Consider the following 13,348-nt stretch of genomic DNA (forward strand, 5'->3'; position numbering starts at 1 on the left):
CTGTAACACGACAGTTTATTCGCTCTGTTTTGCCGACAAAGCAAGTAGAGATGGCGTGTGCTGGCGGTAGCTATCAAATCGGCTAGTAAGTTGTTCAGGCATAGATTTTGCCATTTTTATATCATTGATTACCTGAAACCGATTAGCCAAGTAGAGACTTGCTAATTTTGGTTCGCAGAAGCACACAAGTGAATTAAAATGTTGCTGGCAATGCTTGATAAGCGCCGTTGCAAGCCCTTGTTTTTGGTGTTTAATGTCAACAACTAAGGCATGTAGAAAAGGTGAAGTGGAGCAATAGGAAACAATGACCGATGCAATGATTGGCGTGTTCTTAACTGCAGTATCTCTTACTAAAAAGCAGCGATCGTCACCTAAAAAACCGGCGCTATATCGCTGACTTTTGTAAAATCGTTTTATGTCTTTTTTATCCGCTTTATCAGCGCTAAAGATATCCATAGATTAAATAAACTGGGGTCAGAGTCAGGTTTATTCAGTTGATTAAATCTGACTCTGACCCCAGTTTTTAGGTTATACGCGTAGCGCTTTTTCACCGCGGGCGATACCGACAGTTCCAGAACGTACTACTTCGATGATTTCAGTTTCATTACTAACTGCTTTGATAAATGATGAAACCTTATCTTCGTCACCCGTTAGTTGAACCGTATAAATTTGCTTACCAACATCAATAATGTCGCCGCGGAATATGTCTGTTAAACGTTTAACTTCATCACGAGTTTTACCATTCATGGCGAGTACTTTTACCAAGACAATTTCACGTTCAATGTGCGGTCTATCGGTCAAGTCAGATACTTTAATTACATCAATCAGCTTATTTACTTGCTTAGTGATTTGCTCAAGTACTTTATCGTCACCAAAGGTAGAAATAGTGATACGTGAAAGTGATTGCTCTTCAGTTGCTGCAACACACAAGCTTTCAATGTTAAATGCACGCTGCGAAAATAAACCAACAATACGTGATAATGCACCAGGCTCATTTTCTAAAATAATGGAAATAATACGACGCATTATACTTTTACTCCTTTCTTAAGCCAGATGTCATCGACCGCGCCAAAGCGCACTTGCATTGGATATACGTGTTCTTTTTCGTCAACTAGCACATCAACAAATACTAAACGGTTTTTTATTGAAAATGCTTTTTCAATTGCACCATCTAACTCGTCGGGATGGTTTACTTGAATGCCAACGTGTTCATAGGCTTCAACTAACTTTACAAAATCAGGTAGAGAATCCATGTATGAATGAGAATGACGGCCACTGTAAATCATGTCTTGCCACTGTCTTACCATACCAAGTGAACGGTTGTTTAATGAAACAATAACAACAGGAATATTGTATTGTAAGCACGTGCCTAGCTCTTGGATGTTCATTTGAATCGAACCGTCACCAGTAACACAAACAACGTCTGCATCAGGGTAGGCTACTTTAACGCCCATAGCTGCAGGGAAGCCAAACCCCATGGTGCCTAAACCACCTGAGTTGATCCATTTTCGAGGTTCTTTAAATGGGTAGTACTGGGCAGCAAACATTTGATGCTGACCAACATCTGAGGTTACGTAGGCATCACCGTTTGTGTGCTTGTAGATAGACTCAATCACTTGTTGTGGTTTAATGAGTTCAGGGTCTGTTTCGTAACTAAAGCTATTAAGTTTTCGCCACTCATTAATTTCTTGCCACCAGTCTTTGAAATTATCTTTATTTGGCTTGTGACCTATCTCATCTAGTTGCTCCATAAATTGCTTAAGAACAATATCGACATAACCGACAATTGGCACATGAGCATTAACGTTTTTAGAAATTGAACTTGGGTCAATATCAACGTGAACAACGGTAGCATCTGGACAGAATTTTTCTAACTTGTTGGTTACACGATCGTCAAAGCGGGCACCTAGCGCTAGAATAACATCGGCGCCAGCCATTGCTTTATTCGCTTCAACAGAGCCATGCATACCTAGCATGCCAATAAAGTTTTCATGCAATCCACTAATGCCGCCTAAGCCCATTAAGGTATTCGTACATGGTGCATTCAAGCGTTCAACAAATTCGGTTAGTAGCGGTGCACAATCGGCCAAAATAATACCACCGCCTGTGTATACCACAAGTTTTTTGGCATTTGTAACGGTTTCAATAGCCTTTTTGATCTGTCGCTTGTTACCTTTGATTGTTGGATTGTAAGAGCGCATTTTTACATTCTTTTCCATGACAAATGGCACTTTAATATCAGGATTAAGAATATCTTTTGGCAACTCAACTACAACAGGTCCAGGGCGGCCTGTCATCGCAATGTAAAATGCTTTAGCTAACACGTTAGGCAGTTCATTAACGTCGCGACAGGCGAAGCTGTGCTTAACGATAGGACGAGAACAACCAATAATGTCCGTTTCTTGGAATGCATCACTACCAATTAGCCCTGAAGGCGTTTGACCAGCTAACAATACCATTGGAATGGAGTCCATATAAGCATTAGCGATACCAGTGATACAGTTAGTATTACCAGGGCCTGATGTTGCAACCACGACACCACATTTGCCTGTCGCACGTGTGTAGCCGTCCGCCATGTGTGTAGCCGCTTGCTCATGACGAACTAGAATGTGGCTGACTTTATCTTGCTTGAAGATAGCATCATATAAATCTAAAACGGATCCGCCGGGGTAACCAAAGATGTATTCAACATCTAATTCTGCCAGGGCTTTTGTTAATAATTCTGCCCCTGATAAGTGCTCTTGTGTCATATTGTGCCTTTTTTATAAAGTTTTTTTCGTCCAGAAAAAACAAAACCCTCGGTTTTTACAGCGAGGGTTTTGTGAATTTTTATGCGATGTTTAAATTCTAATCAAAACCCTTGCCTTGGTAGTAAAACCACGACAATTAGCAGGTTAATGACAATAATGATTTTAGACATCGATAATTTTTATTTGCTTAAGGTTGATTTATATTTAATTTGTTTGAACACTAATGTCAACAAGTAATTTACAAATTAGACTAATTATTCGAATTTAATGTGAAAATGGCGTTTACTAGGCCTCAAAAAGAGCTACAATAGCCGGAAATCACATACTTAGCTGATTTGCATTTTTTAATGATATGGCGACATATTTGTCATAAAACTGTAAATAATGCTGAGCAAAGAGGAGAGAAAATTGAAAAGTTTTGAAGTGAATTTTGATGGTTTAGTAGGTCCTACTCATAACTATGCAGGACTTAGTGAAGGTAATGTTGCATCCAAATCGAATGCTAACGAAGCATCTAGTCCTAAATCTGCAGCATTACAAGGTCTTGCCAAAATGAAAGCACTTCATGATATGGGCATGAACCAAGGTGTTTTCGCACCGCAAGAGCGTCCTGACATTTTCTCTTTACGCCGTTTAGGTTTTTCCGGTACTGATGCAAATGTATTAGAACAAGCATATAAACACTCACCAAGTGTTTTATCGGCATGTTGCAGTGCTTCAAGTATGTGGACAGCGAATGCTGCCACCGTTTCGCCATCAGCGGATACCAATGATGGCAAAGTACATTTTACCCCAGCAAACTTAACGAACAAGTTTCACCGTTCATTAGAGCCAACAACGACAGGTAGCTTGTTAAAAGCGGTATTTAACGATGACAATCACTTTAATCACCATTTACATTTAAATGACAACGATCACTTTGGTGATGAAGGCGCGGCAAATCACACACGTTTATGTAACGAGTATGGTGAAAAGGGCGTCGAGATTTTTACCTTTGGTAAATACGCATTTAATGTTGCTATGCCTGCACCGAAAATATATCCTGCACGTCAAACAATAGAAGCTAGCCAAGCAGTAGCTCGTTTACACGGTTTAAGTGATGACAAAGTGGTTTATGTTCAGCAAAACCCTGATGTTATCGACCAAGGTGTTTTCCATAATGATGTAATTGCTGTTGGTAACCAAAACGTATTGTTCTACCATGAGCAAGCATTCTTACAAACTGATCGCTTTATTAATGAGTTAAGTGGCAAGTTTGGCTCTGAAGAATTACATTGCATCAAAGTCGATAGTAAAGATGTTAGTGTCCAGGATGCGGTTTCTACTTACTTATTTAATACACAAATCATCACACTAAATGATGGCACAATGGCAATTATTGCGCCTATGCATTGTCATGATAACCCAAGAGTGAAGGCTTACTTAGATAAGCTAGTTACGTTAAATACACCAATCAAACAAGTGAAGTACTTTGATGTAAATGAAAGTATGAAAAACGGTGGTGGTCCTGCGTGTTTGCGTTTACGCGTGGCGATGAATGAGCAAGAACTTGCTGCAGTTAATCCAAATTGTTTAATGAACGATGAGCTTTACGGCAAGCTTACTGGTTGGGTAGATAAGCATTACCGTGAGCAGATAAACTTTGATGATTTACGTGATCCTCAGTTATTAATTGAATCTCGTGAATCGCTTGATCAGTTAACGCAAATTCTGAATATTGGTTCGGTGTACCGCTTCCAAAAAGACTAATGTAAGCTACTTTCCAACTTCAATAAGTAGGGTCAGATCACACTTTTTAGCTCGAAAAAGTGTGATCTGACCCTACTTGTTTTATTTCTTGTTTTAACTCATGAAATTAGCGCTATTTTTGCGCTTCTAACATCATTTCGATAATGTCTTTTATTGTTTCACTGGCATAGATAACGTCAGCTTTTGCAATATCTAAATGGGTGACTAAACGCAAACGTCCGCCTGGCGAAACTTTAATTCCTTCAGCGGCTAATAGTTTCGCCAATAACTCTTGGTTAATACTGCTATCGACATCAATATGAACCATGTTGGTTTGGTGTTCTACGGTAAATTGCTCAATGTTGCTTAGTTTAGTCGCAAGCAATAACGCATTGTCATGGTCGTTTTGAAGGCGCTTTACATTATGCTCTAGGGCATAATCCATTGCACCTGCCAACAGTCCTGCTTGACGCATGCCACCGCCAGCCATTTTTCTGATCTGTTTAGCACGCTCGATAAATTCGCGATCGCCACAAAGTACAGAGCCGATAGGGGCGCCTAAGCCTTTTGAAAAACAAATTGAGATAGAATCTACGTATTGGCAAATTTGTTTAAGCTCGATGTTCAATTCGGTAATTGCGTTAAATATACGAGCGCCATCAAGGTGGACGATTAAACCGTTTTCATTAGCCAGTGAGCGCACACGTTTAAAGTAATCTAATTCGATAGCTTTGCCGTTGTGGGTATTTTCTAAACTGATCAATTTAGATTTTGCAAAATGTTGATCGTATGGCTTAATTACCGAACGAATGTCATCTATGCTTAATTCACCATTTTTCTTTACTCTGATTGGTTGCGGTACCACTGAGCCCAATACCGCGGCGCCGCCAGCTTCATATATATAAGTATGATAATCTTGACCAACAATATATTCCTCTCCGCGACCACAGTGGGCAAGGAGGGCACATAGGTTTGATTGCGTGCCAGAGGGCATAATCAGAGCGGCTTCAAAACCACTCAATGTTGCCATTTTTTGCTCGAATGCATTGACGCTAGGATCGTCTTTATAAACATCGTCACCAAGGGGCGTTGCTAACATTGCATCGAGCATTTCGGAGCTTGGTTTAGTTACTGTGTCTGAACGGAAATCAATCATATTAATGAGCACTATGTTACTTGTGGGAGTGTATTTACTAAGCTTATAGAAAAGCTCAAGCACTGCATAGTAAAAGCTTAATTTTTAGAATAGGTCAATTGTGAATAAAAAGTATTACGAATTTAAATATTTAGAATTAAAAGACCAGAGTTACTTTTTTAACTCTGGCCTCTGCTTAAAACGTATCGCTATGTATAAGAGTAATACATAGCTTTTTAATTTAGAGGTGGAGTGCCTCTAAAATTTATAGGTAACAGATGCTTTATAATTTACACCATCGGTTATGTAGTTGTTGGCAGTTTCATATTGCTCATTAAAAACATTATTTACTTTAGTCATAAAACTTAAATTACCTGATGCCTGGTAGCTTAAACCTAAATCAACTAATACGTAACTATCTAATTGTACATCGCCGAAATCAATACTTTCATCTCGGTAAGAAACTAAGCTATTAAACGAAAATTCTTGCCAAGAATAACTTAATGCATAACTTGCGCTTAGTTCAGGTCTGCGCAGTAAGTCTTTTCCTGTTGCAGTATCTTCAGTGTCAATATAAGCGAAGTTTAATTGATGTGAAAAGTCATTGTGACTTACATCAGCTGTCAATTCTGCACCTTTAACTTTAGCGAGTCCTACACCTTCATAGCTATATGACTCATTAACCCAGATAATTAAATTTTCAATTTCTGAATCATAAGCACTAATCTCAATGCTACCTGTGAAAAATGCTGAATTTAATTTATGGCGCACTAAAAATTCTGTATTTTCTATTTCTTCTGGTTTTAAGTCAGGGTTACCATATGAAGAATAAAGGTTACTAAAGGTTGGTGCTTTAAAGCCAGTACCATGAGCAACACTAATTAACCAATCAGAAGACAGTTGATAGCCTATCGATGTATTATAGGTAGTTGCCGTATCCACATGTTCAATATCGTCATAACGAACAGCGCCCTCAAATAAGAATTTATTTACTTGCTGACGCCCCTGAATAAATACAGCAGAAACGTTACGCTCTGTCTCGCTATAAGTTGTGGTACCTGATACTTCTTCATTGTAAAAGTCGCCACCTAACGCTATAGAGCTTCGCTCAGTAAAACTGTACTGGTTGATCAAGCTTATTTGCTCGCGTTCAGTTTTAAAGAGGCTCGCCATAGCACCATTACCAAAGCTTTCAGTTTCATCTTGACTTGTCGCAAGGGATAGTTCCGTAAAAAATTTATCTCCTTGATAAATAGTACTTACTTTAGCTAAATAATTTTCATGGTCCCCTTCATCACTGCCCCATGCATTATCGTACTCACCATTACCTTCCTCAAAGCGAGCAACTAAGTTTAGTGAAACTGCATCATTAACAGTTGTTAATCCGTTAAGGCTTACACTTGAACGATCATAACCGTCATCATCGGGTTGAGCTGGTTGATATACATCAAAGCCATCGGCTCGATCGGCAGCCACACTCAAAGTTAAATTATGTTCATTATCGCCTATGCCTAGTGCTACAGCTGCCTCTTTTAGGTTATGGCTACCAGCTCCGAGTGTAATGCTGCCTTCACCTGACTGTAATTGCTTGGTGAATATTTGGATAACGCCGCCAAGGGCATCGCTACCCCAAAGTGATGCTCGTGGACCTTTAACTATTTCAATACGTTCAATTTGGCTTGGTGAAATTGCTGTTAAATTAGTGGCTCCAGTTGATGCTGAGCTTGTTCTTACGCCATCTATTAGCACTAAGGTGTGATTCGAGTTTGTGCCACGCATAAATATAGAACTTGTTTGTCCTGTGCCACCTTGAGTAACTACATTAATACCCGCCACAGTATCTAAAACTTCACTCACGTTAGACACTTGCATTGCTTTAATGTCGTCACTAGTGATTACCGTATTTGCCGATAGCGCTAAAAATTTGTCTTGTTGGCTACGGTTTGCTGTGACTAAAACCCTGTCATCAACATTTCTACTTTTTACTTCTACTGCATTTTCTGCTTCAGTTGTAGCAAATGCTACTTGGCTGAACGTTGCTGAAAATCCTAATGAGATTAGGGTTGTTGCTATGATTGTTGTTTTCATTATTTCCTCACTAAAGGCGCCCACCGCACCTGAAAAAAATTATGTTGAAATCGGTCTCCGGACTTATTTACCAAAACATTGGCAAAATTACCGTTGCGGGGGCAGTTCAGGATTTGTGACAAACGCACCTGATTCCCGTAAAGCTTGCTCTATGCCGGTTTCATTTTTTTTGGCACACAAGCATTTCAACAATTTATAATTGCCAATCTAAGTTGGCATTGTGTATTAAAGGCCACACGATTTAGTGATTAATGTCTTTAAATTCTTTTAGCAAACGTCGCTAACAACCTAACACCTTAACACGCTAGCCCCCAAGCACGAGGCACTCCATCAGGTGAAAGTGTCAGCAATTTTATGCGCTTGCTGTTATTCCTAGTTTTGCGTCGCTGACGATAGATTGTGGTAAAAGTCTCGTGACTTATCTATGTCAATACACAGTTGTTCTAATTCATCTAACAATCTAAAGCTCATCCGGTGCAATATATCGGAATTGGGTTTAAGTTGTTGTTGGTATTTAGCCGCTTTTACTTGCTTAAACTTTTGCCAATCAATGGCGTCAGGATTAGGCTCTGCATTAGACATTGGCTGAATAATTAATTGTGGATCGTTAATGATAATTTGTTCAATATTGATTTGCGGATAGTCATTAACCAAATCAACAAATATGTTGTTTGCTCCACAAACTTCTAGGTGCTGCTGCGGCCAAGCTTGCTGGGCAATGGTGGTTAATGGTTTTGACCATAATTCATAAAACACATTGATATTGCTTTTGTCTTGATAGCGCTCGCGCAATGCATTTAAACGGCTTTCAAACTGACTTGCTTTTTGCTCAGCAAGTTCATTGGCACCGGTCAATTTACCAAATAAACGTAGTTCTTTGCTGACATCACTGAGGTATCTTGGATCAGAATAGACGACCTTTAAACCGAGTTGCTCTAATCGTTCGAGATCGTCGCTAGGGTTACCCGTGCGCCAAGCGATAATAAGATCAGGCTGAAGCGCAAGAATATCTTCAATTTTCAGGCGAGCATAATTACCAAGTAGTGGAATTTCTAACGCCTGTGCCGGGTAGTCTGAATGCTCTGTGGTACCAATGATCCGATCACCAACACCAATATCAAATAACATTTCAACGACATGGGGCGCTAAAGTTATGATTTTTTGCTGACTAAATTCATTTGTTTTATCGTTGGCGACAACTTCACCGTCAATGTTTTCTATCAGAGCATCAACAACATCTGAGGAAGCAAAAAATGTTATTTTTACTGTCCAGGCTGAAATCACGAGGGCGGATATCAACAACATTATTTTCGTATTTTTATTCATTCAATTTACTTAATTTGCTTTAGTGCTAGATTTAATCCCGCAATGAACGCAATTACCAATCAATTCCAGCTTGCGCTTTTATGCCATTATCAAATGCATGTTTTATAGATTGTACTTCCGAAACGGTATCGGCTAATTCGATTAACTGGCGATGACATGCTCTGCCTGTGATGATCACGTGTTGATGAGCAGGGCGCTTGTTTAAACACTCTACAACGTCTTCCAAATCAATGTAGCCATAAGTCACCATGTAAGTAATTTCATCCAATAAAACAACATCAATACTGTCATCAGATAATAATACTTTGGCATCTGACCAAGCGCTTTGCGCCGCTTTTGTATCTTCTTCTTTATTTTGAGTTTCCCAAGTAAAACCTGTGCCCATAACATGAAAATCAACGTCATGTAGCTCTAACAAATTACGCTCGCCGCATTCCCAAGTGCCCTTAATAAACTGTACAACACTGGCTTTCAAACCATGACCTACAGCGCGAGCTACAGTGCCAAAACCTGAGGTTGACTTTCCTTTACCATTACCGGTGATAACCAGTAATAGGCCTTTCTCTTTGGTCGCATTTGCGATTCGTTGATCAACCTTTTCCTTCAACTTTTGTTGACGGGCTTGGTGTTTTTTCTCTTTAGTTAATTTGCTGTTGTCGTTAGTCATTGTACTTTCGTCACCTATCTGGCTATTTCACTTACTATTTGACTGGCTATGCCAATTCATCGTTAAAGATTGTATATGCGCGATATCGAGATGCTGTTCTACTGAATCAGCCAATTTATCTATCGCTGTGTTTTGTTGTTCTACAAAGCTTGGCGCTTTGTTAATTGTTACTCCAGCCCATTGCATGATTAATGATAACGCGTCATGGTTATCAAAAATGCCATGCAAATAAGTCGCGAGAATTTGTTGATCGTTGCTTTGATAACCAAGCCCTAAGTCATTGACAAAAATACGGTCAAGCGTCTGATTTTTAATGGATGTTTGTCCTGCATGAATTTCATAACCTTGGGCATTCGCTTGTTTATTATTAAGTACAAGCGTTGCTTCGACTTTGGTTAACGTTTTTGCATTTGCTATCGTGGTTGAAAGTGGCAGTAAGCCTAATCCTTGGCTTTCGTTAATGTCACTCTCGACATGAAATGGGTCGGCAATGGTTTCGCCTAACATTTGCAATCCACCACAAATGCCGAACACCTTACCACCGTAACGTAAATGCTTTTTAATACAATGGTGCCATCCCTTCGATTTTAAAAATGCCAAATCAGCTTGCACGTTTTTGCTGCCTGGTAGAATGATTAAATCACAATTAGGCAGTGGTTGATGATTGTTATCATCTGTCGGGTAGAAAAACTCGACATCAATTTCATTATGCCAACGCAGGGCGTCAAAGTCGGTGTGATTGCTCATCCGCGGGTAGACAGGAACCACAACCTTTAATTTTGCCGCTTTCGAGCTCTCGACTTGTTGAGTATCAACGCTATCTTCCGATGCAATAGACAGTCCATGTAAATAAGGGAGAACACCCAAAACAGGCTTGTTCGTTCTTTGCTCGAGCCAATCTAACCCAGATTCCAGAAGCTTAATGTCACCACGAAAACGATTGATAACAAAGCCAATAACCCGTTTTTGTTCGCTTTCACTGAGTAAATCTAAAGTACCAACAAGGTGGGCAAAAACGCCGCCTCTATCAATGTCGGCGATTAATATCACAGGGCAATCGACTTCTTCGGCAAAGCCCATATTGGCAATATCTCCTTCGCGTAGGTTGATTTCTGCGGGGCTACCAGCGCCTTCAACGACAATATAGTCAAAACGTTGTTGTAAGCGTTGATGAGATTGTAAAACAGCCTGCATCGCTACCTTTTTATAATCGTGATAGCTTTGTGCTTCCATAGAGGTTAACGCTTTGCCGTGGACTATTACTTGCGCACCTGTATCAGAATTTGGTTTGAGCAAAATTGGATTGAAATCTACTTCGGGCTCAATATTTGCCGCGTGAGCTTGCACAGCTTGTGCTCTACCAATTTCGCCACCGTCACTGGTTACCGCGCTATTTAGTGCCATGTTTTGCGGTTTAAATGGTGCCACCTTAACGTTTTTTCGTGACAAAACGCGACAAATAGCAGCAACTAACGTGCTTTTCCCAGCATCTGACGTTGTTCCTTGTACCATCAGCGTTTGGCAAGAGCTAGTCGTTTGGTAAGCATTAGTCATCACTCACCTCCTTAAGCGCTACTCTTGTTGACGCTGCAGTTGACGAAATTGTTGACTCTATAGGTGCGCCAATGGTTGTTACCTGGCAGTAATCGGCGTGTTCATGTTTGCTTAGCTTAGTGATGCTGCCATTATTAACCGTTAGCGCGCTAAACAGTTTAGGATTTTGCCAATCTAAGTCTAATACCAAACTTAATAGCATACGTATCACGCCACCATGACAAATGATCAGTAAATCCTCACCTTGATATCTTTGCAATAGGCTTTGCCATGATGAGCGCAATCGCTCAACAAACAGTTCTAGACTTTCACTATTAGGCAATTGGTTTTTGCTCGGATTTTGCCAAAACTGTTCGAGAGTTGGCCAATGCTCAGGGATTGAATCAAAGGCAACACCATCGTAGTCACCAAAATTAATTTCGGCGAGTGAGTCAATAACCGCTAATGGTTTGTTACTAGCCTTTGAAAACTCTGTGGCCAATTCTTTGCAGCGTTTTAACGGCGAACTGAGCACGTAGCTAAATTGATGTTGAATAGTGAGTAACTGCGTTAAAAGCTGTTGGTCATGTTCTTTTACTACCGATACGTCAGTTCTGCCGTATAGTGCAGGGGGGCCGTCAACTTTGCCATGTCGCATTAGGAAAATATTAGTCATGGTCTCGCCCTTGTCTTTTTATAGCTTGGCCTTTTAGCTCTTTACCTTTTAAGAGCATAGGAATACCCGCAGTGATCAGGGAAACATGATCGGCTTGTTGAGCTAGCTTTTGATTTAGCCAGCCGGCGTTATCTACGAATAAACGGTTTACTTTACCCAAAGGGACTATTCCTAAGCCAACTTCATTAGCAACCAAAACAAGGTGCTGTTCAGTACAGTTTTTATAACGAGACACCACGTTAATAAGCTGCTCGCTATATTGCTCTATCTGCGATTGCTTGGCGTCATCACCAAGTTTGAAAATAATATTGTTTAACCACAGAGTTAGGCAATCTATGAGGATGATGCTTGCTGGCTCAGTTTGCACATTTTTATCTTTGCTCGACTTACATAACAGCTCAGATAACAGCTCGGACAATGCGATTGGACACTCGATTAAACGCCAATTTTTATTGTCATCGTTTCTGTTTTGTTGATGCTTTGCGATGCGATCGTGCATTTCTTCATCGCCAAAGTCTTGCGCAGTTGCAACATAGAGCATCGGTGATGTGAACCGGTTTGACTCGGCGATATCTGCGCACAACTGCTCTGCATAGGATGATTTTCCAGAGCGAGCGCCGCCTAAAATTAAATGGATCATAATGTCACCTTCATCGCAACATCTGCCTTATACGTTAGAATGGTTGCACAAATGATAAGGTAAATGAGCAATTCAGCAATCTGTTGCGCTGCCCCTAAACAATCACCGGTGTAACCACCTAAACGGCTGTTAAGCCACGCTTTAAAACCTTGTCTAAAGATAAATAAAACAAAAACAATAATGATGACCGTTTGCGGCGGTAAGAATACGCTTGGTAGGATGCCAATGATAAATAAAATCAACAGCTCTTTGCTTGACTGTCTTGCTGCGAGAGGCTTGCTTTTACTGAGTTCTTCGTCGCTGACATAATTCATGTCATAGATTAAACTCGCCGCTAACGCTCTTGAAAGAGGGTACGAGACAAGAACCGCTAGAACTAATAAGTTTTGCTGGGCTAGCTCGAAAAGTAAGATAAATTTTAATGTTAAGGTCAGCATTAAAGTAATGGTGCCATAAGTGCCCAAGCGACTATCTTTCATAATCGATAATCGTTTCTCAACGGTAAGACCGCCGCCGATTCCGTCAGCCATATCAGCCAAGCCGTCTTCATGAAAAGCGCCGGTGAGCATGACACTTGCAATCATCACCAGTAGCACCGAAGCACTCAGCGGTAATACGCTGACACTTAGCTGATAAACGCCAACCACACAAAACGCTAGAACGATGCCAACTAAAGAAAAATAGCGACTGGATTGATTAAGTAACAGGGGCGAATAATTTAAATTTCTCGGCACAGGTAGTCGACTAAAAAAACTTAGCGCTAAGAAAAATAAATTTAACTGATACTTAATATTCGTCATAACAG

At 40.2% G+C, this 13,348-nt stretch carries 12 protein-coding genes and 1 riboswitch; of the genes, 1 reads left to right on the forward strand and 11 read right to left on the reverse strand.

Translation table 11 applies throughout. The features are described from left to right. Positions 1 to 15 precede the first annotated feature (15 nt). From LT090_RS05815 to ilvB, 3 genes are all read right to left on the reverse strand, one after another. A complete protein-coding gene (locus tag LT090_RS05815; protein ID WP_068546569.1) occupies positions 16 to 456 on the reverse strand; it encodes a GNAT family N-acetyltransferase in 441 nt (146 codons plus the stop codon). A 72-nt stretch (positions 457 to 528) separates the two neighbouring features. Beyond that, a complete protein-coding gene (gene ilvN, locus LT090_RS05820) occupies positions 529 to 1,026 on the reverse strand; it encodes an acetolactate synthase small subunit (protein WP_068546570.1) in 498 nt (165 codons plus the stop codon). Next, the gene (gene ilvB, locus LT090_RS05825; RefSeq protein WP_068546571.1) at positions 1,026 to 2,750 is read right to left on the reverse strand and encodes a biosynthetic-type acetolactate synthase large subunit; all 1,725 of its coding nucleotides are present in this window, start codon (positions 2,748 to 2,750) and stop codon (positions 1,026 to 1,028) included. The genes ilvN and ilvB overlap by 1 nt, the downstream gene beginning before the upstream one ends. Positions 2,751 to 3,158: 408 nt before the next feature. On the opposite strand from ilvB, the gene astB reads away from it, so the two are divergent. Further along, a complete protein-coding gene (gene astB / locus LT090_RS05830; protein WP_068546572.1) occupies positions 3,159 to 4,499 on the forward strand; it encodes an N-succinylarginine dihydrolase in 1,341 nt (446 codons plus the stop codon). 112 nt (positions 4,500 to 4,611) lie between these two features. Here astB and ltaE read toward each other — a convergent pair whose 3' ends face one another. The 8 genes from ltaE to LT090_RS05870 all read right to left on the reverse strand — a co-directional run bounded on the left by ltaE (position 4,612) and on the right by LT090_RS05870 (position 13,343). Continuing rightward, a complete protein-coding gene (gene ltaE / locus LT090_RS05835; RefSeq protein WP_418361250.1) occupies positions 4,612 to 5,646 on the reverse strand; it encodes a low-specificity L-threonine aldolase in 1,035 nt (344 codons plus the stop codon). Positions 5,647 to 5,871: 225 nt separating this feature from the next. Further along, complete coding sequence (locus LT090_RS05840; protein WP_068546574.1) at positions 5,872 to 7,701, reverse strand: TonB-dependent receptor domain-containing protein; 1,830 nt, start codon at positions 7,699 to 7,701, stop codon at positions 5,872 to 5,874. Between the two features lie 31 nt (positions 7,702 to 7,732). Continuing rightward, positions 7,733 to 7,902, reverse strand: a riboswitch (cobalamin riboswitch). 171 nt (positions 7,903 to 8,073) lie between these two features. Further along, complete coding sequence (locus LT090_RS05845) at positions 8,074 to 9,027, reverse strand: cobalamin-binding protein (RefSeq protein WP_082897172.1); 954 nt, start codon at positions 9,025 to 9,027, stop codon at positions 8,074 to 8,076. Between the two features lie 52 nt (positions 9,028 to 9,079). After that, positions 9,080 to 9,694 (reverse strand): cob(I)yrinic acid a,c-diamide adenosyltransferase, encoded by a 615-nt coding sequence (gene cobO / locus LT090_RS05850; RefSeq protein ID WP_068546575.1) that lies wholly within the window; start codon positions 9,692 to 9,694, stop codon positions 9,080 to 9,082. A 27-nt stretch (positions 9,695 to 9,721) separates the two neighbouring features. After that, the gene (locus LT090_RS05855) at positions 9,722 to 11,248 is read right to left on the reverse strand and encodes a cobyric acid synthase (protein ID WP_068546576.1); all 1,527 of its coding nucleotides are present in this window, start codon (positions 11,246 to 11,248) and stop codon (positions 9,722 to 9,724) included. Next, positions 11,241 to 11,903, reverse strand: a complete 663-nt coding sequence (locus tag LT090_RS05860; RefSeq protein WP_068546577.1) for a histidine phosphatase family protein — start codon at positions 11,901 to 11,903, stop codon at positions 11,241 to 11,243. Before LT090_RS05860 ends, LT090_RS05855 begins: the two co-directional genes overlap by 8 nt. Next, positions 11,896 to 12,543, reverse strand: coding sequence for a bifunctional adenosylcobinamide kinase/adenosylcobinamide-phosphate guanylyltransferase (gene cobU / locus LT090_RS05865; RefSeq protein ID WP_193408720.1), 648 nt, complete (start codon positions 12,541 to 12,543; stop codon positions 11,896 to 11,898). The genes LT090_RS05860 and cobU overlap by 8 nt, the downstream gene beginning before the upstream one ends. Then, positions 12,540 to 13,343 (reverse strand): adenosylcobinamide-GDP ribazoletransferase, encoded by an 804-nt coding sequence (locus LT090_RS05870; RefSeq protein WP_068546617.1) that lies wholly within the window; start codon positions 13,341 to 13,343, stop codon positions 12,540 to 12,542. Before LT090_RS05870 ends, cobU begins: the two co-directional genes overlap by 4 nt. Positions 13,344 to 13,348 lie beyond the last annotated feature (5 nt).

Source organism: Thalassotalea crassostreae (assembly GCF_001831495.1).
Lineage (GTDB): Bacteria > Pseudomonadota > Gammaproteobacteria > Enterobacterales > Alteromonadaceae > Thalassotalea_A > Thalassotalea_A crassostreae.

Coding starts and splice junctions, on each gene's coding strand:
- LT090_RS05815 (WP_068546569.1), bottom strand. CDS start 456: ATGGATATCTTTAGCGCTGATAAAGCGGATAAAAAAGACATAAAACGA.
- LT090_RS05840 (WP_068546574.1), bottom strand. CDS start 7,701: ATGAAAACAACAATCATAGCAACAACCCTAATCTCATTAGGATTTTCA.
- LT090_RS05845 (WP_082897172.1), bottom strand. CDS start 9,027: ATGAATAAAAATACGAAAATAATGTTGTTGATATCCGCCCTCGTGATT.
- cobO (WP_068546575.1), bottom strand. CDS start 9,694: ATGACTAACGACAACAGCAAATTAACTAAAGAGAAAAAACACCAAGCC.
- cobU (WP_193408720.1), bottom strand. CDS start 12,543: ATGATCCATTTAATTTTAGGCGGCGCTCGCTCTGGAAAATCATCCTAT.
- LT090_RS05870 (WP_068546617.1), bottom strand. CDS start 13,343: ATGACGAATATTAAGTATCAGTTAAATTTATTTTTCTTAGCGCTAAGT.
- ilvB (WP_068546571.1), bottom strand. CDS start 2,750: ATGACACAAGAGCACTTATCAGGGGCAGAATTATTAACAAAAGCCCTG.
- LT090_RS05855 (WP_068546576.1), bottom strand. CDS start 11,248: ATGACTAATGCTTACCAAACGACTAGCTCTTGCCAAACGCTGATGGTA.
- ilvN (WP_068546570.1), bottom strand. CDS start 1,026: ATGCGTCGTATTATTTCCATTATTTTAGAAAATGAGCCTGGTGCATTA.
- LT090_RS05860 (WP_068546577.1), bottom strand. CDS start 11,903: ATGACTAATATTTTCCTAATGCGACATGGCAAAGTTGACGGCCCCCCT.